At 74.4% G+C, this 17,509-nt stretch carries 14 protein-coding genes and 2 pseudogenes; 5 read left to right on the top strand and 11 right to left on the bottom strand.

The genetic code is table 11. The features are described from left to right. Window positions 1–101 precede the first annotated feature (101 nt). From ACFV0G_RS04745 to ACFV0G_RS04725, 5 genes and pseudogenes are all read right to left on the bottom strand, one after another. Window positions 102–2,798 carry an FtsX-like permease family protein gene (locus ACFV0G_RS04745; protein ID WP_380541589.1) on the bottom strand — a complete coding sequence of 899 codons (2,697 nt, stop codon included), beginning with the start codon at window positions 2,796–2,798 and terminating at the stop codon, window positions 102–104. Further along, window positions 2,795–3,514, bottom strand: a complete 720-nt coding sequence (locus ACFV0G_RS04740) for an ABC transporter ATP-binding protein (RefSeq protein ID WP_380541586.1) — start codon at window positions 3,512–3,514, stop codon at window positions 2,795–2,797. Before ACFV0G_RS04740 ends, ACFV0G_RS04745 begins: the two co-directional genes overlap by 4 nt. Window positions 3,515–4,509: 995 nt before the next feature. After that, window positions 4,510–4,656, bottom strand: coding sequence for a LexA family protein (locus tag ACFV0G_RS04735; protein WP_380541583.1), 147 nt, complete (start codon window positions 4,654–4,656; stop codon window positions 4,510–4,512). A gap of 433 nt (window positions 4,657–5,089) precedes the next feature. Then, window positions 5,090–5,770 carry a hypothetical protein gene (locus ACFV0G_RS04730; RefSeq protein WP_380541580.1) on the bottom strand — a complete coding sequence of 227 codons (681 nt, stop codon included), beginning with the start codon at window positions 5,768–5,770 and terminating at the stop codon, window positions 5,090–5,092. Between the two features lie 109 nt (window positions 5,771–5,879). Further along, window positions 5,880–7,107, bottom strand: a pseudogene (locus tag ACFV0G_RS04725) (serine hydrolase domain-containing protein). 246 nt (window positions 7,108–7,353) lie between these two features. Here ACFV0G_RS04725 and ACFV0G_RS04720 point away from each other — a divergent pair. The 3 genes from ACFV0G_RS04720 to ACFV0G_RS04710 all read left to right on the top strand — a co-directional run bounded on the left by ACFV0G_RS04720 (window position 7,354) and on the right by ACFV0G_RS04710 (window position 9,556). After that, window positions 7,354–7,815: a LysR family transcriptional regulator gene (locus tag ACFV0G_RS04720; RefSeq protein WP_380541577.1), complete on the top strand. Its 462-nt coding sequence runs from the start codon at window positions 7,354–7,356 to the stop codon at window positions 7,813–7,815. After that, on the top strand, window positions 7,812–8,630 hold the full coding sequence (locus ACFV0G_RS04715; RefSeq protein WP_380541574.1) for a hypothetical protein: 819 nt from the start codon (window positions 7,812–7,814) through the stop codon (window positions 8,628–8,630). The genes ACFV0G_RS04720 and ACFV0G_RS04715 overlap by 4 nt, the downstream gene beginning before the upstream one ends. Before the next feature lie 215 nt (window positions 8,631–8,845). Beyond that, window positions 8,846–9,556 carry an HU family DNA-binding protein gene (locus ACFV0G_RS04710; RefSeq protein ID WP_380541595.1) on the top strand — a complete coding sequence of 237 codons (711 nt, stop codon included), beginning with the start codon at window positions 8,846–8,848 and terminating at the stop codon, window positions 9,554–9,556. Window positions 9,557–9,971: 415 nt separating this feature from the next. Here ACFV0G_RS04710 and ACFV0G_RS04705 read toward each other — a convergent pair. After that, window positions 9,972–10,766 (bottom strand): annotated as a pseudogene (locus ACFV0G_RS04705) (serine/threonine-protein kinase); the annotation flags it as partial. Between the two features lie 353 nt (window positions 10,767–11,119). Further along, window positions 11,120–11,545, bottom strand: coding sequence for a hypothetical protein (locus tag ACFV0G_RS04700; RefSeq protein WP_380541571.1), 426 nt, complete (start codon window positions 11,543–11,545; stop codon window positions 11,120–11,122). Window positions 11,546–11,707: 162 nt separating this feature from the next. Between ACFV0G_RS04700 and ACFV0G_RS04695 the strand changes: the two genes are divergently transcribed. Then, a complete protein-coding gene (locus tag ACFV0G_RS04695) occupies window positions 11,708–12,391 on the top strand; it encodes an ATP-binding protein (RefSeq protein ID WP_380541567.1) in 684 nt (227 codons plus the stop codon). After that, window positions 12,388–12,924 carry a GNAT family N-acetyltransferase gene (locus ACFV0G_RS04690; RefSeq protein WP_380541563.1) on the top strand — a complete coding sequence of 179 codons (537 nt, stop codon included), beginning with the start codon at window positions 12,388–12,390 and terminating at the stop codon, window positions 12,922–12,924. The genes ACFV0G_RS04695 and ACFV0G_RS04690 overlap by 4 nt, the downstream gene beginning before the upstream one ends. On the opposite strand, the gene ACFV0G_RS04685 is transcribed toward ACFV0G_RS04690, so the two are convergent. From ACFV0G_RS04685 to ACFV0G_RS04670, 4 genes are all read right to left on the bottom strand, one after another. Then, window positions 12,846–13,361, bottom strand: coding sequence for a hypothetical protein (locus tag ACFV0G_RS04685; RefSeq protein ID WP_380541560.1), 516 nt, complete (start codon window positions 13,359–13,361; stop codon window positions 12,846–12,848). The two genes, ACFV0G_RS04690 and ACFV0G_RS04685, sit on opposite strands and share 79 nt — an antisense overlap. A 232-nt stretch (window positions 13,362–13,593) precedes the next feature. Beyond that, window positions 13,594–14,652, bottom strand: coding sequence for a hypothetical protein (locus tag ACFV0G_RS04680; protein WP_380541557.1), 1,059 nt, complete (start codon window positions 14,650–14,652; stop codon window positions 13,594–13,596). Then, window positions 14,642–16,459 (bottom strand): hypothetical protein, encoded by a 1,818-nt coding sequence (locus ACFV0G_RS04675; RefSeq protein WP_380541554.1) that lies wholly within the window; start codon window positions 16,457–16,459, stop codon window positions 14,642–14,644. The genes ACFV0G_RS04680 and ACFV0G_RS04675 overlap by 11 nt, the downstream gene beginning before the upstream one ends. After that, window positions 16,456–17,379: a sensor domain-containing protein gene (locus ACFV0G_RS04670; RefSeq protein WP_380541551.1), complete on the bottom strand. Its 924-nt coding sequence runs from the start codon at window positions 17,377–17,379 to the stop codon at window positions 16,456–16,458. The genes ACFV0G_RS04675 and ACFV0G_RS04670 overlap by 4 nt, the downstream gene beginning before the upstream one ends. Between the last annotated feature and the right edge of the window lie 130 nt (window positions 17,380–17,509).

Raw genomic sequence — 17,509 nt, 5'->3', positions numbered from 1 at the left:
AGATACACCCCCCCCCCCGCCGCCCGTGCTTGGGGGCGCCTGGGGGGGCCGCCCCGGCCGCCCGCCCCCCCCCGGGGCCCCCGGGCCGGTCGGGTTGCGGGCTATCCGCGCCAGGGGCCGGTGTGGTCCCGGCGGGCGGCGCCGAGCAGGGCGGCCAGCAGCGGCAGGGCCACGGCGAGCAGGGTGATGGTCGGCCAGGGCGCGTTGGCGAGGTGGACCGCCGGTGCGCCCGGCTGTCCGGCGGCGCGCGAGCGCAGCAGGGCGAAGGCCGGGACGGCGCCGGCGGCGGTGCCGAGCAGGGCGCCGAGCAGGGCGATCAGGCCGGCCTGGAGTCCTGCCAGGGTGCGCCGGGTGCGTGGTCGAGCGCCGATCGCGGTGAGCACGGCCCGGTCGCGGCGGGCGTCGGCCGCGGCGAGGGCGGTGGCGACCACGGCCGCACCGAGGACCACCACGGCGGCGAAGGCGCTCAGTGCCACTCCGATGAGGCTGCTGGCCGGCCGGTAGCCGCGTTCCACCTCGAGGGTGGCGTGCGGGGCGAGCCGGGCGACGGTGGCGGCGGCCCGTCGTTCGGCCTTCTCGGGGGTTTGGGTGGCGGGCAGCCAGATTGATCCGGTGGGCTCCACCGACAGGCCGCCCAACCGCTGGACGGTCTGCGCGCCGACGACCAGCGGCGCGTAGCGGCGGTCGGCGGGCCGTTCGACGAGGACGCCGTCCACACTCTCCTGCCGTACCGCGCCGCCGGCGCCCTGCATCTGCAGCAGCACCCGACCGTCGTGCAGGTAGGCGGGGTCGGTGACGACGGCCTTGCCGGCGGCGAGTGCGGCCTCGGCGGCCGGGTCGTGCAGGGCGAGCAGGTTGTGCAGGACCGCTGCGTCGCCGACCAGCAACGGGGTGGTGACGGTCCGTCCGTAGCGTTGGCCGCCCTCGGCGTAGACGGTGGCCCGGCAGTCCGGGCAGAAGACGTACTCGGCCTGGTAGAGGTCGGCGCGTTCGCCGAGGTCCGGCAGGTCCTGGGCGAGCGCGGTGCGAAGCTGCGGCAGCGCGGCCCCATCGCCGTACGTCTCCAGTTGGACGGAGTCGACCGGTCGCCGGAGCTGGTAGGCCGCCCGATCCTGGGCCTCGGACCCGGTGGTGTACACACCGACGGCGACCGCACCGGCGACGGCGGCGAGGACTGCGGCGACGGCGGGGGCGGTGCGGGAACGGTGCCGGGCGGTGTCGCGCAGGGCGAGTCGGGCGCCGAGCGGAAGCCGGCCGGCGAGACGGCCGCACAGGGCCAGCAGCAGTGGGGTGAGCAACAGCAGCCCGAGTTCGGCGGTGACCGCGCCGCCCAGCACCGACAGGGTGCGCACGGACAGTCCGGCGACCACGGGCGGCCCGCCGACCTGTCCGGCGACGGCCCCGTACAGGGCGAGTCCGGTGCCCGCGGCCACGGTGGCCGCGCCGAGCAGCGGCACCCACCGCCCCGCCGGGCGGACGGAGTCGCGGCCGGTCAGGGCGGCGAGCACGTCGCGGCGGCCGGCCTGGACGGAGGGCAGCAGGGCCGCCAGGAGGGCGGTGGCGAAACCGGTGGCGGCGATCAGCAGCAGGTCTGTCGGGCGCAGGGCCAGGTGCCCGAAGCGGCTGCCGCCGGCCTGCTCGATCCAGGGGCGCAACAGCGCGACGGCCGCGCAGCCGAGGGTGGTGCCGAGCGCGGCCCCGGCCGCACCGACGACGACGCCGCCGGCCAGCACCACCGCGCGGACGTGCCCGGGCCGTCCGCCCGCTGCACCGAGCAGGGCGAGTTGGCGCCTGGCCTGCCGGGCGCCGATCGCGAACGCGGGTCCGGCCAGCAGCGCGACCTCCAGCAGCGCCAGGGCGGCCGTGGTGGCCGCGGCCATCACGGTGCGCTCGCGCTGGTCGGCGGTGCCGAACGCCTCCTGGCGCTCCATCGCTGCGGCGGGCGGGTGCAGAGCCACCTGCCGGGCGGCCACCGTGTAGCCGTGGCGGTTGAACTCCCGTACCCGGTCCCAGTCGAGGGTGGCTCCGGCGGGCAGGTGGACCAGCCAGGCGGCCTTGCGGGCGGCGGCCTCCTGCGCCCCGTTGCCCAGCGGTGCGAGCCCGGCGGCGGACTGGGCGGCGTCCAGCGCCCCGTACAGTGTGTCCGGCCGGGCGACGAGTTCGACCTTCCGCAGGTCGCCCGGGTCCTCCACGGTGCCGGTCAGGGTGAGCGGCGCGGACTCGAGACCCTGGAGGGTGACCGGGTCGCCGAGGTGCAGTCCGCTCTCGGCAAGGAACTCCCGGGTCGCGGCGGCCTCTCGCGGGGCGGCGGGCGCGCGGCCCGCCACCAGGTTCAGCCGGCCCTGCCAGAGCGGGCCGGTCAGGTCGGCCTCGAAGGTTCCGGCCGGCATCAGGCCCTCCGGGGTGTGCACCCCGGTCACCGGTCCGGTACGGGCCGGCACCAGGGTGCTGCCGGACGGCAGCAACGTGGCCAGCAGCGCTGTGGGTTCGCCGTCCGGCGCGGGCACCTGCCCTGCGCCGGCCGGTTGCGGCAGGGTGCGGACCCCGTCGTCGGGGAAGACCGCCTGCTCGACGGCCCGGCCGGGCGCGTACGCCCCGATCAGGGCGTCCGCCCGGCCCATCAGCCGGTCGGAGCGTTCGGCGGCGGTCAACTGCCCGCTGCGGTGGACCACATCGGCGCCGGCGACACCGAGCACCGGCAGCGCCACCATGGCCAGTACCAGGGCGCTGCGACCCTTGGCCCGCCACGCGTCCCGGCGGGCGATCCGCAGCGCGGCCCGCCACGATCCGGCGCTCATCGGAGGGCCTCGATCCGCGGCTGCACCGATTCGTCGGTGATCCGGCCGTCGCGCAGGAAGACCACCCGGTCCGCCCAGGCGGCGTGTGCCGGGTCGTGGGTGACCATCACCGCCGCCGCCCCGGCGTCGCAGCGTCCGCGCAGGACCTCCAGGACGGCGTCGCCGGTCGCGGAGTCCAGCGCGCCGGTCGGCTCGTCCGCCAGGACCAGTCGGCGTTCGCCGATCAGGGCGCGGGCGATCGCCACCCGCTGCTGCTGGCCGCCCGACATGGCGTCGGGGTAGCGGTCCGCCAGGTCGGCGATGCCGAGTTCGGTCAATGCCGCCAGCGCCTCCCGCCGGGCGGTGCGGGCCGAGGCCCCGTCCAACTCCCTTGGCAGTGCGGTGTTCTCGGCGGCGGTCAGGGCCGGGACGAGGTTGTAGTCCTGGAACACGTATCCCACCGAGCGGCGCCGCACGTCGGCGAGCCGGCGCCGGCTCAGCCCGTCCAGGGGCACCCCCTCGACCAGCACCCGCCCGGTGGTGGGCCGGTCCAGCCCGCCGGCCAGCGCCAGCAGCGTCGACTTCCCCGAGCCGGACGGCCCCATCACCGCGACGAACTCGCCCGCACGCACGGTGAGATCCACCTCGCGCAACGCGGACACCTCCCCCGCGCCACCGCCGTGCACCCGGCCGACCCTCTCCAGGCGCAGGACGGCCTGCGCATCCGATTCAGACACGGCTCCCCCTCGAAGCAGTGGAACTTTTTGCATACCGAGTATGTATAGCCGGTCGTCAACGGATACTCAAGCGAACGAGATAAGTAGTCTAGCGACTTATAGAGCCTGGACGGCGAGGCAGGTGCATGGGGCTCCACCAGGGAGGCGACGAGCGTTGGACAACATCGAGCACGAGCCGACACCGCCTCGGGAGCCTGTGCCGATCGAGCCGGCCGCAGGCAGCACGACCGGCGTCGTGGTGCTGGTTGGATCGGGCGGCCGCGTGGGCCGCCGGCCCGCCCGACTCCTCGCCGAGCAGGGCCTCACCGCGCTGGCCGTCCGCGGGTTCGGCAGCCCGGGGCAACCGCCGTGCATCCGCGAGATCCCACCGGTGAAGTTCCCCGGATCTTGGACAGCTCAATACTGGGACGGTTGGTCCTTCCCACTTCCGCCGCTTCCTCGAACAAGCTCCTCTCTCCTACGCCGTCGCAGTGCCGAAGTCCCAGCAGGTCCACGGCCCGTGCATGGACCACCTCTTCACCACTGCTCGGCGGTGACGACGTGGAGTCCGAGCAAGGAGGCGAGCGCAGCGGGCCGCAGGTCCTGGGCAAGCTGGACCAGCGCGGTCGTGCGGGAAGGTCGGACGGGAATGTGGTGGCTGGCCAGGCGTCGCCGAGGACGCTGCCGGACACGGGCTGCCCCGGGAGGTGGCCTGGGGAGAGCCAGGGGCGCGGCGAGTTCGCCGCCCAGCCGGACGACGGCGGGGCCGCGGCCAGCTCGGCCAGGAAGCGGCGACAGGCTCGGGCAGGCGGACGTCGTCCGACCTGGGCGGCAGCCGGCGCGCGCGGAATGGTCGGGGCCCCGCCGCGCTCGGGGGTCCGCAAGCGGGGCCGCGTTTCTCCAGCCTGCACGTCTGCACGCCCGGAGACACGGGCGGGTAGGCCGGTGGGGGCGGCAGCCCGTCCGAATTCACCCGACCGTCCCCGGCCCGTCAGGAGCGGGGCGGGGCCGCGGAGTCAGAGTCGGCGCATGACCGCGACGACCTTGCCGAGGATGGTGGCGTTGTCGCCCGGGATCGGGTCGTACGCCGGGTTGTGCGGCATCAGCCAGATCTTGCCGCCCTCGCGCTTGAGGCGCTCGACGGTGGCCTCGCCGTCGATCATCGCGGCCACGATGTCGCCGTTCTCGGCGACCGGCCGGCGGCGGACGGTCTACTTCATCCCGCGCCACCGGATCGAGGGCCGCGACGCCCGTAGCGTGGCCGACGACCTCACCGCCGCCTTCGAGGAGTTCTGCCGTAGGTGCAGGACACCCCGTCGCACGGTCCGCCCGGCGCCCCGGCACCTGCCTGGGCGCCGGACAGGACGGCCGCGGCCGGACGGCCGGGGTGCGGTCAGCGGGCCGATCGGGAGTCCGGCGCCGTTCGGGTGGGCGCCTGCCCACGGGCCGTCCGTTCGGCCGCCGCGCCGCGAGGATGCCCCAGGCGGCGGCGTTGAGGGCAAGGACGCCCACGGCCGGGTTGACGTACCCGGGTACGGCCACGGCGTAGCCGCCGCCGGGACCGGTTCCGCCCGACGAGGGCCGCCGGGCCGGCGGCTACCGCGTGGGCAGGCCCGGCAGCTGCGCCCGCGCCTGGTCGATCACGGACAGCTGCGCACCGAGCATGACCTGCGGCGAGCCGCTGCCGCCGACTGCGCAGAAGCGCCCGTCCTTGACCGGGACGGCCAGGAAGAGCTTGCCCTCGTTGCGGGAGAGGACGAGCCGGGACCCGCTGGTGCAGTCCGCATCGGAGCCGGTCGGCGAGGCCGACACCCAGCTGACGGCGTGGTAGAGCGACTCCCCCGGATTGATCACCATCGACTCCGCCCTGGTGGTGATGAACCGCAAGGAGCCCAGCACACCGGTGGTGAGCTTGGTGTACGAGCCGCCCGCGCCGTCTGTCCGCAGATCGGCGGGCCCGTACAGCTTGCAGGAGTACGGCAGGGTGTTGGTCACCTGGATGAGCCCGGAGTGCCGGGAACCGCTCTCGTGCAGCTCGATCAGCTTGGCGGTCACATCGGCTCCCGGCCCCGAGCCGCCGCACACCGGATCCTTCGGGACGTTCGTCAGGGTCGGCTTGCCGCCGGCCACCGGCGCACCGGCCCGGGTCGCGGAGGCGGGCGCCGCAGCGGCAGAGCCCGCCGGGGCCGCCGCCGGACTCGTGTCGGACCCACAGGCGGTCATCGCGAACGCTCCGACGGCCAGCAGGCCGACCACGGTCATGTGACGGATCTTCAAAGGAACTCTCCCGAACGACGAACGGCCGCCCGCGGTGGGCCGGCCCACTCACAGCACGCGGCCGAGCACCGTTCGGTTCCGCCCGACCAGCGATTCCGGCGGGCCGGTGTCAGTCGTCGACGGCCTGGTAGACGGTGGTCCAGAAGTCGTGGATGAGGCGGGCCGCATCGGGGACCGACATGCCGACCTGGGTGAGCAGGATCCCGGTCACCCCGTGGTGCGGGGCGGCGTAGGTCGAGGTGCCGCTTCCGCCGTCCCAGCCGAACTGGCCGACGGGCGCGTGGTCGCCGCGGTAGGTGCGCACCGCCATGCCGAGTCCCCATCCTCCGTGCTGGCCCTGGCCGTACGAGACGTGGACGTTGTCGCGGGCCATGGCGGTGCGGGCGGCGTTCTGCTCGGGGGTGAGGCGGTTGGTGGTCATCAGTTCGACGGCGGGCCGGGACAGGATCCGCTCGCCCCCGTGGCGGCCGCCGTTCAGCAGCATCCGGAAGTAGGCGTGGTAGTCGTCCGCGATGGACACCGGTCCGCCACCGCCGCCGGGGAATGCCGGGGCTTGCTCCACCGCCCGTCCGCCGACTCGTCCCACACGTGGAACTCCCCGGTCTGCGGGTCGGGGGCGTAGAGGGTCGGCAGCCGGTCGGCCTTGTCGGCGGATATGTGGAAGCCGGTGTCCGCCAGGCCCAGCGGGTCGAGGACGCGTTCGCCCAGGAAGGACTCGAAGGACCGGCCGGTGACCCTGGCGACGAGGACGCCGAGGAGGTCGCCGGCGATGTGGTACTGCCGGCGCTCGCCGGGCTGGTGCATCAGCGGGAGCTCGCCGAGGCGGCGCATCCACTCGTCCGGCTCGGGCATGGGGGTCGGCAGGTCGGGCGTGAGCCCCCGCTCGAAGACCGCACCCATGATCGGGGTGTCCAGCACGGTCATATCCATGCCGAGCCCGAACGTCGAGGTCAGCACGTCCCGCACGGTGATCGGCCGCCTGGCGGGCACGGTGTCGTCCAGCGGGCCGTCGATCCGCTTCAGCACCCGGCGGTCCGCGAGCTCGGGCAGCCAGGGCTCTACCAGGTCGTCCAGGCGCAGCCGGCACTCGTCCAGCAGGACCGTCGCCGCGGCCATGGTGATCGGCTTGGACGTGGAGGCCATCCGGAACAGCGTGTCCCGGCGCATCGGCGCGCCACCGCCGTGCTGCATCGTCCCGAGTGCCTCGACGTGCGTCTCGTCCCCACGGCCGACCAGGGCGACGAGTCCGGGGATCCCCCCGACCCAACGTGCCGTTCCAGCACGTCACGGATCCTGCGCAGCCCTGCCGCGGAGAAGCCGCCGTTGCGCCGTCCCATCATGGATCTCCTTGCCTTCGACGTTGCGTCCGAGCGACGCGTCCCCGGGACCCGCGGTCGTGCGGTGCGCACCGGGCAGGCCACGGCCGCCGGTGCCGCGACCCCCCCGGGGCGCCGACTCCCCGCCTGACGGGGCGTCATGGGGCGAACAACGGCGAGCCCGGCAAGGCTGCGTTGCCCGGGCGGTCATCGATGCGCGTTGTGTCACCGCACCGTTGACCGCTAGGTTCATGATCAGGAGGGGGCATGGAACTGCGGGACATCGAGATCTTCCTGGCGCTGGCCGAGGAACTGCACTTCGGACGCACCGCGGAGCGGCTGCACATCACGCCGCCCTGGGTCAGCCACGCCATCAAGAAGCAGGAACGGCGCATCGGCGCACCGCTGTTCGAACGCACCTCCCGGACGGTCCGCCTCACCGCGCTCGGCTCGCAACTGCGCAACGACCTGCTGCCCGCGCGGCTGCAGATCCAGCAGGCGCTCGACCGGGCCGTCGCCGAGGCACGCGGCATCACCGGTCCGCTGCGGATCGGCTACTCCACCCCGTGGTGCGCCGACCTGGTCCTCCGCGCGGCCGAGATCTTCCGCGGCCGGCACGGCGGGTGCACCGTGCAGCACCACGAGGTCCAGTTCGACGACCTGCTCGGCCTGCTGCGGCGCGGCGAGCCGGACGTGCAGGTGCGCGAGTTCTCTCAGGTGGCGGGGTGACGTCCGCAGAACGCCTGACCTCCCGGGCGCGGCACGGTGGACACCGCGAGATGCTCCCCGAACTGCTCGCGCTGGCGACCGATCCCGCTGCCCGGCCCGACCCGGCGTGGGAGGCCGGAGCGGCGGCCATCCAGATCCTCTGCTGGGAGGACCGCTTCGCGGAGGCAGGCGAGCTGGCCGAGCTGCTGATCGAACGCCAGGGACCCGGGGGCGGGCACCTGTGCGACCAGGACATGCCGTTCGCCGAGGGGTTCCTGGTCGCCCAGCTGTACGCGGGCGTGCCCGCACAACCCCGGCTGCGGGCCGCCGCCGACCACGTTCCGGAGGGCCGGATCCTGCGGGAGGAGCTGCTCTGGCTGGCCGAACAGCTCGACCTCCGGCCGGTGGAGCACTTCCTGCCGTGCCACTACGACTGGGGAGGGCCGATCGTGCCCCGGGAGGACGTGATCGGCGAGTGGCTGCTGGACCGCGACTTCGCGGCCCTGGAGCCCCGCGAGAAACGAGTCGCCTGGGAGGCGATCGCCAAGACCAACGACTTCGCCCGCGGCCGCGGCCTGGTCGAGTCCGGTGAGCTCCCGGAGCAGTACTACCTCCGCCTGTGGCTCGCCGGCTGGTACGCCGTCGAGGGCGACACCGCGGGCGGCGAGCGGATGCTGCTGGCCGCGCACGAGCGGTGGTGGCCCTACAAGCGGTGGGACGTGATCCCGACCTGCGAGGTCGTGCAGCCGACCCTGCGGCGGGTCGTCACCGACCGGGTGCGACAGCACTTCCTCACCCGGCCGATCGGTCCCGAGGCCGCCGGCCGGCCCGCGTAGCCGAAGCCCTGCCCAACCCCCGGCGCTGTACAGGGGATTCGACCCGGACGGTCCCGGACGACCGCCGCCGCGGACCGCACCCGCACCGCCAACGGTGCGCCTCTCAACCGCACGTTGGGCAGGCACGGCGATCCCGGGCAGGCGGGATGCCCCGACAGCATCTATGTTGAGGATGAAATACCACAATTGTCCAAAACGTGTTCGGAGTCGTCGTCATGAACAAGGGACAACTCGTCGAGGCAGTCGCCGGGCAGCTCGGCAGCCGCACCGCCGCCGAGGACGCCGTGGACGCGGTCCTCGACGCCATGGTCCGCGCGGTCGTGGCCGGGGAGCGGGTGCAGGTCACGGGGTTCGGCACACTGGAGAAGGTGGAGCGCGCCGGCCGCTACGCCCGCAACCCGCAGACCGGCGAGCGCGTGCGGGTCAAGAGGACGAACGTGCCGCGCTTCCGCCCGGGCCAGGGCTTCAAGGACCTGGTGTCCGGCGCGAAGAAACTGCCGAAGGCCGGCCCCGCCACCGCCAAGGCCCCCAAGGGCTCCCTCACCGCAGGGAAGACGGCCGTCGTCGCACCCGCGCGCAAGCGGGCCCCGGCCAAGCGCACCACCACCGCCGCTGCCCCCGGCGCGCCGGTCGCCGCGAAGAGGACCACGGCCAAGAAGGCCACCGCCACGAAGGCCGCGGCGAGGACGGCCGTGACCGCCACGGTCAAGAAGACGGCGGCACCAGCCAAGAAGGCCACCACACGGAAGACCGCCGCGGCGGCGAAGAAGTCGACGGCACCCGTGAAGAAGACGACGGCCGCGAAGAAGACAACCGCGAAGAAGACGACCGCACCAGCGAAGAAGACCACCACCGCGAAGAGGACCGCGCCGGGCGCCAAGAAGGCGGCACCTGCCAAGCGGACCACCCGCCGTGCCACTGCCTGAGCTGCGGGTCGGGCGTGTTCTTACGGCTTCTTCGCGTGTCGGCCGTGCGTCCGGCCCTTTCTCCCCGGCCTGTCGTCGGTGTCCCCGTCCGCACCGGAGGAGCGCCCGGGTGCGGCAGCGGACGCCAGGGTGACCGCCCGCGCGTCGGTGCCCACTGCCGGGGTCGGCGGCCGGGGAGGCGTGCTCGGCGGTCCGCCCGCGCGTCGATCACCGGATGCGCGGCAGGCACCGCACCGGGTCGCGGTGCGGACCGCGGCGCGTCGCCGAAGGCACCACTGCCGCCCAGCACGGCAAGGGCGAGGAAGGACGCCACCGCCAGGAGCGGCCGTGAACGCGCCGACCACCTCGGTGGCCTCCGGTCGGACCGGGCTGCGGCCACCACCGGTTCGGGAGTGACGAGCAGCCGGGCGCAGTCCGCCGCGTCCGGGCGGCGGGCCGGATCCATGGCGGTCATCCGGCGCAGGGTCGCCGCCAGACCCGCAGGCAGCGAGGACGGGATGGCGGGCGGGCGGTGGAGCCGGGCCGCGGCGGCCTCGATCGGGGCGCCGGTGTACTCCCGAATGCCGGTCAGGCACTCGATCAAGAGCAGACCCAGGGTGTAGACGTCGGCCGGTGCCAGGGCGCCTTGGCCGCGGATCTGCTCCGGGGCGAGGTAGGCCGGGGTACCGACGACCAGGCCGGTGCCAGTGAGCGTTTCGTCGTCGGGCACCCGGCACCGGTCGAGCAGCCGGGCGGCGCCGAAGTCCGCCAGCCGCGCCCGGCCGTCGGCGTCGACCAGCACGTTGGACGGTTTGACGTCCCGGTGGACGACACCGTGGGTGTGGATGAAGGCCAGGGCCTGCGCCAGGTCGTGACCCAGCCGGCGGACGTCGGGCGTCGGCAACGGCGCGACCTGCAGCATCGCCGCCAACGTAGGGCCCTCCACCAGCTCCAGAGCGAGGTAGGGACGTCCGGCGACGATCCCGTAGTCGTAGACCTCGATCAGGCCCGGGTGGCGCAGCCGGGCCAGCAGCCGCGCCTCCGTCCCGAAGCGCCGCGCGGTGTCCGCACTCGCCCCGGGACGGAAGACCTTGAGCGCCACCGGCCGGTTCAGCCGCTCGTCCACGGCCCGCAGCACATCGGCGCCGCCACCGCGGCCGAGCACGGAACGCACCCGGTACCGCCGGGCGAAGAGTGCTGCCGCGGTGCTGCTCTCGGCGGTGACGGTCATACCAGCCTCCCGATGCCGGAGATCGTGCCGGACGCACGCGCCGCTGGGACGCGCCGCCCACCGCCTACCCGGCGATCAGCGAGGAACACCCGGGGCCGCGGCCCTGGAGAACGCCGAGTGTGAACCCCTCGACCTGGCAATGCCCGCACTCTCCGTCACCGCCACCACCACCCCTGCGCCGGCGCCCCTGACCTGCGGCTCGCCCGGAACGCGTCGGCAGGGCCGCTGCGCCCATGAGATCACGTCAGTACCAGAGGGTGAGGCCGACCGCGCCCACTCCCCTGCGTGCTGCGTGAGCCCGCGTCACTCACGGCCGGGCAGCATGCGGAAAGCCCGCCGTGCGGGCGGTCGACTCAGCGGATCGCGTCCGCGACGTCGAGTCGTTCCATGCTGTCCAGGCATCGGTCGATCGCGGTGACCAGGTCCGCGGTGGTGGCGGGGAACTCCTCCGGTCCTGTGGACAGCAGTTCCGCCACGTTCCCCCCGTCGTCCTCGACCGAGACGCCGGCCAGCATGTCGGTGCCGGCGTGGCTGAATCCGATGGACAGCTCGAGGATCACCGTCAGATTGCCCGCCAGGCCTATCGCCTGGCCGTCGGTGTAGGTGGCCTCGTCCGGCCGGTCCGAGTACTGCCAGACCGGCCCCAGCGACTCGCATCCGCATGTCGGGCCGGCCAGTGCGCCCTCTTCCCAGGCTCGGGCCAGCCCCTTCAGTCGGAAATGGGCATCCCGCAAGGCCACTGCCAGTGCGACGGCACCGTGCCCCGCGTCTGCCGTCATCTTCGCTCTCCGTCTTCGCCGCTGCTGATCAAGTATGCGACAGCCTGCCACCTTTCCGGCGGCCTCCCCGCGTCCCAGGGGGCGCTCAGGGCGGGCCTCGGATTGACGCCGCCGCTGCCCGCCGTCAAGATCGACGGCGATCCCCGTGCTTGGAGGCACCCGATGACCGGCCCCGCAGAACAGCCCGCCGGGTTCTCCGCCGTCCCGCGAGGCGACCGCTGCGGAGCACCGGGCCGCGGAGCGGTCACCGTTCGTGGGGGCGCTCAGGTCAGCGAGGTCGGCCTCAACCGGGTGCGGCCCCCGCTCGCCACCGCCCTCGACGAGGCCCTCGACGTCGCCGGCGAGCGGCTCGGCGACCACGGCGTCACCGTCACGCGCGGCGCCCTGCCCACCGTGTCCACCGACCCCGACCGGCTGCAGGACGTCCTGGTCAACCTGCTGGTGAACGCTGCCGAGTACGCGCGCGAGGACGGGCCGCGCGCGGTGTTCATCGGCGTGGAGTGCCGGGACGGCGCCGACGGGGCCCCGCAGGAGGTGGTCGTGGTCCGCGACAACGGGATCGGCGTCCCCGCGGAGCTGAGCGACGAGGTGTTCGGCCACTTCCGGCGCCTGCACCGCCAGTACGAAAAGGGCGGCGGCTCCGGCGCCGGCCTGGCCATCGTGCGGCGCACGGTCGAGCGGCACGGCGGCAGGATCTGGCTGCAGACGCCGCCGGAGGGCGGCACCGAGGTCTGCTTCACCCTGCCCGAGCACTGCCCGCGACCGCCCCGGGCGGCGCGGCACACGGCCGTCGGGGATGCGCAGCCGACAGCAGTACGCCCACGACACCCGGAGGCCTCCGCGTGACCGTCCCTCTCGACGCACGGCACTTCACCGATCTCGCCGGCGTACGCGACACCCTGATCGAGGTGTACGCGGACGTCCGGGCCCCGCTCCTGCACCTGCCGAACTACGCCGTGCACGCGTTCGCCGAGCGGCTCGACCGGCAGGGGGCGGAGCCCGGGTTCGAGGCCGTCATCGGCTTCGTCGAGGGCGAGGCCGTCGGCTACGCCTTCGGCAACTCCGTCGGGCCCGGCAACCTCTGGTGGACCCGGATGGCCGGGCCGCTGCCGGACCACATCACCCGCGTCCCCACCCTCGCGCTCAGGGAGATCGGCGTCCGCGAGCCCTGGCGCGGGACCGGCCTCGCCCGCCGGATCCACGATGCGCTCCTCCGCCACCGGACCGAGCCCCAGGTCAGTCTGATGGTCAACCCCGCCGCGGGCGACGGCAAGGTCCTCGCCCGGTACGAGTCATGGGGCTACCGGGCGATCAACGAGGTGCAGCCGCACCCCGACTCGCCGCCGCTCGTGGCCATGCTCCGCAACTGCGTGCGGTGAGGACGCGCCGGCAAGGCGAGAGGGCCCCGGCGGAGGTCCCTTCGCTGTCCCGGCTCGGCCCGGATCCATGGATCCGTCAGGTGCCGGACGTTGAGGTCCTCGGTGCGGAGGCGTTCCGGCTGGCGAGGAGGTCGAGGCCTTCGGCATCGCGGCTGCCGGCGGACGGCGCACAGGACGAGGTAGAGACCGTCGTCGGCGGTGAGCCGGGTGGTCTCGTAGGTGAAGGTGAGGTCGCCGACCAAGGGGTGGTGGATGCGTTTCGCACCGGCGCGGTGGTGGCGGACGTCGTGGCGGGCCCACCGCTGGCCGAAGGCGTTGCCGCCGCGGGTGGAGAGTTCGCCGATCAGGTCGGAGAGCGCCTTGTCGTGGGGGTCTCGGCCGACCTCGGCGCGCAGGGTGGCGACGTTCTGGTCGGCGACGGCGTCCCAGTCCGGCACGACCCTGTTCTTCGACCACCACGACCCCGAGATGGTCGCCTGGCTCAGCAGGCGCCGCATCGAGGGCTGAGCCCCGTCGGGGTTCGGGCCCGCGGTGGGCTCGGGAGGACGGCGCCCGGCCGAACCCCGAGCCGACCGCGGCCCGCGCATTCTCCGCTCGCCCATGCCACGAAGGTGAAGGCGACGGGAAGGGCGGACCGGCGTTGGCGGCACGCGGTGACCGTCCGGCCCCCTACTGCAGCAGCGCCGCGTGCGGGTGCTCCGGCGACGCGGGGCAGGTGTAGATCTGCTGGTGGTAGCCGCCGGCCAGGCTGATCATGGTGGGGGTCGCCGGGGCGGGGTACCCGGTCGACGATGCGGCGGCGGCCCGGTCCTGGTACGGGATCCAGCTCGGGCCGTTCGGCTGCCACTCGTAGGAGGCGATGGTCAGCATCGGCCGCATCCGGCTGCCGCACGCGGAGCAGCGCAGCGGAAAGGGGTCGGTGGCGCTCCAGGGGGCATGGCCGCCGACCTTCCAGCCCGGGGACACGGACAACTCCCGGTCGTAGTAGGTGTCCTCCGCGCCGGGCTCCCGGCGGGTGCTCCAGGCCCGGAGCCGGGCGCGCAGGTCCGGGTCCAGCTCCGCGGCCACGGGGTACTCGGTGACCCGTTCCGGGGTGACCAGGCACGGCTCGGGCACGTAGTCGTCGTACTGGACCGCTGTGGGCTCCGGGGGTGCGGTGAGGATCTCGGTGACATCCGAGGCGGACCGCCAGACCAGTTCGGTTCTGGGCAGGCCCGTCGGCCGGTGGTCGAAGGGGCACCACAGCACCTGGAGGAGGTCCGACCCTCCGGTCGGCCGGAGGGCCGGGACGTCGCGGACGTACAGCTGGGCGAGGGCCAGCAGCGGGATCGGCCCGGCGGGGGGACGGCCGGTCCCGTCCCCCGCCGTCCCTGCCCCGTACATCGAGGCGCGCATCCGTGGGATGTGCGGCGGGCCGCCCGCAGGCCGGTTCCGGGCCGCGGCCCGCATCTCCCGCTGCAGCCGCACCTCGCTCGGGGAGCTCAGCGGCAGCAGGGGCGACGTCCGGTGCGGGCCGTCGCAGTGCGGCCAGGGCTCGGTGGCCGGCCAGAGCAGTGGTCCGCCGACGGAGCTGTCCTGTCGGGACGGCGACCCGGGACGCGGGTGGAGCCGGGTCGCCGTGCGGGCCAGTGGCGCCAGTCGGGGGAAGACCGCTGCGATGTCGGCGGGCCGTGGCGGGGTGGTGCGGGCCGTGCCGCCCTCCTCGAAGCCCCGGTGGTCAGTTGCCAAGGTTGGCTCCGCCTCCGTCCGGAACGTTCTCGACGGTGTCCGGGAAGAAGAGCGGCCAGGACGCGCCGTTGGGCAGCTCAATCATGGCCGTCATCGTGACGGCCCGCGGAATGGTGCTGGTGGCGTCCTTGTAGAGGGGTGTCACCACGTAGTACACCGCCGCTCCGGCGGGCAGTCCCCCGTAGGCTCCGACCCCCTGGGCCGCCTTCGCCACCAGCGTCTCGTAGGGCCGCATGCCGAAGCTGGTGATGTTCGCCCCGAGCTGCCAGCACGGGAAGAGGTTCGTCCCGTACGCCCTGTCGCCCTTCCCGCCGACCTGACGGGCAATCAGATGGCAGCGGGCGAGGGAGTTCTGCGGGGCCTTCCCCTTCGCGTCGAGCCAGCCGGTGATGTCGCCGCCGGCCTCCGTTCCGTCCGTTCCCAACGGGGCCGTCAGGCAGGCCCGGGCTTCGCCGGCCCGGGTGCCGGGCGGGCCCAGCACCGGGGTCTCCTTGTTGATGTGGTCCACCTTCTCCCCCGTGTACAGGATCCAGCCGCCGCCGCTGCGCTCCCCCTCGGGATGGGCCACGCAGTCGGCCTTGCCACCCGACGACGGGGACGGCGAGTTGCCGGCGGACGGCGCGGGGGCCGCGGCGACCGGGACGGGCGTGACGTTGGCGATGACGTACTTCTTGCCGCGGATCGTGACCGTGGTGGTCTTCCCCTGCCCGGTGGAGGCAGCGAGGGCCGCTCGCGCCGGGCTGGTGGCCCCGGGAGTCTGAACCTGGAGGGCCGTGTACGTCCCGTTCCCGTTGCGGACCAGCCCGTCGTAGCTGACGGCCGGGCTGGTGAGCTGTGCCGCCAGGGAGTTGGGGAGTGCCCGGACGGCGCCGGGCGAGAGGAAGGCCGTGCCCGGCCGCATGTCGACCGTGGCGCCGGTGCTCCTCGCGTACGCCTGGAGTGCGGCCTGCTGCGGCAGCCTCGACGCGCTGTCACCGCCCTCGGCGGGGTCCACTTCCTGCCCCGCCGACCGGTCGGACTGCTGGGCCGGGCCGGCCGCGTCGCCGCCCTCGTCCATCGCCGCCGCCGCGTCCGGTGGATCGTCGGTGAGGCCCTGCATGGCGGCGGCCATCTGCTGGAGCAGTTCCTGGCCCCGGGACTGCAGTTGCTGCTCGTCGCGCTGCAGCGTGCTCACCTGCCGGTTGTGCGCGGTCATGGCGGAGGAGAGCCGTTGCTTCTCGCCGTCGAGCCGGGCCTGCTCCGCGTCGAGTTGGGACTTCTCACCCTGGATGGTGCTCTTCTCCGCGTCGAGCTCGGACTTCTCCGCGTTGAGCTCGTCCGCCTCCTCGCCGTAGGCGGCGGCCGCCTCGGCCTCGTCGGGCAGCCGGAAGGTGCTCTGCTTGCCGTTGTGGGCCGAGATCTTGGCCTCCAGGGCCTTTGAGCGGGCGTTGAAGTCGTCGATCTCCTTGCCGACGGCGGCGTCCTTGCCGTTGTACGCGTCGGCGTCCTTGTTGAAGGCCGCGGACTCCTTGGTGAGCTGCTCCGCCTCCGCGACCAGGTCCTTGGCCTGCCGTGCTATCTCCGCCTCCTGCCGGTTGTAGTCCTCGACGTCCTTGACGAGCGCCGCCGAGGCGGCCGCGATGTCCGCGGGGGCGGACAGCGCGGTGACGGCGCCGGGCTGCGTCGCGACGGCCGCGGTCCCGCTGTCCGCGTTCGCCCGCGCTGCCGGGTGCGTGATCGGCGCCAGGACCGCCGCCAGCAGCACGCCCGCGAGCCGCAGTGCGCCCCGCCGCAGCCGGGCGGGCCGCTCCGGTGCTCGCCCGGTCATGCCGTCACCTTCCCGGTGAGCGCGTCGGCGAGCTTCGAGGCGGTCGGCTGACCGTTGCCCGCCGCGCAGACGGCGACCTCGACCAGCGCCGCGCCCTTCAGCCGCGCCTGGTGGTGACAGGCCCATCCCGTACCGGCGTTCTGGGTCGCGGTCCACACCACGGCCGCCGGGGTGGGCGGGTACGCCGTGTAGGCCCACGTCGTGGTGCGGCCGGCCTGGTCGGTGCGGGTCGAGGACGGGCACCCGGCGAGACCGGTGGCGAGGGCCCGGAGGGCCGCGCCGGCCTTCGCGTTGTCCGGGAAGACGCCGATGACCTGGTTGACGGTGTAGGCGCCGCTGTTCCCGGCGTCCTGGTAGGTCGCCGACAGGAACGCGGTCCATTCACGGCCGTAGACCGACCGGGTCGCCGGGCCCGCTGCCACGGCGCAGTTCGCCGGGGAGACCGTCACCGGGGCGTGCGGCTCGTCCGACCAGGGGCCCTGGACCAGCGTCACCCCGGCCAGTCGGCTGACGCCGTCGGGGGTGAGGAGCTCGGCCTGGACCGTCCCCGCGACGAGGCGGGCCGGAAGAGGGGCCGGCCGGCCCGGCCAGGCCCACCATCCGACGCCGGCCAGCACGAGGCAGGGCAGCACCGCGGCCAACAGCAGTCGCCAGTGACGCAGTACCCGGACGCGTCCGCGCACCCGCGGGCCCGGTGGACGCGAGGGCTGCGGGGCCGGTGCCGGGTGCCGGGTCCCGGTCGGCGCGGGCGCGGCGGACGGGACGGGGGCGGGTGGCGTCGGGCTGCCGGGCGACCCGTTGCGCGCGGGCGGGGCCGCGGAGCCGGGCCGGCCGAACTGCGGCGGCACCGCCCTCGGGGTCTGCTGCCAGGTCGGGGGCGCCGGCGCCGCCGGGTCCTGGTTCCAGTAGTGCTCTGTCATGCCGTGCTCCCTTGTCGTGGGTGCGGCCGGGGGCGCGGGGGGGGCCCGCGCCCCCCGGGGCTGTGCCCCCGGCGGGGTGTGGGTGGGGGCGCTGGGGGGGGGGGGGTGAGGGATTGGGCGCGGGGTGGAG

Origin of the sequence: Kitasatospora sp. NPDC059571, from assembly GCF_042735675.1 — a bacterium.
Taxonomy (GTDB): Bacteria; Actinomycetota; Actinomycetes; order Streptomycetales; family Streptomycetaceae; genus Kitasatospora.
The sequence above is the reverse complement of the archived record's forward strand: the minus strand, read 5'-3'. Positions and strand labels throughout refer to the sequence as shown.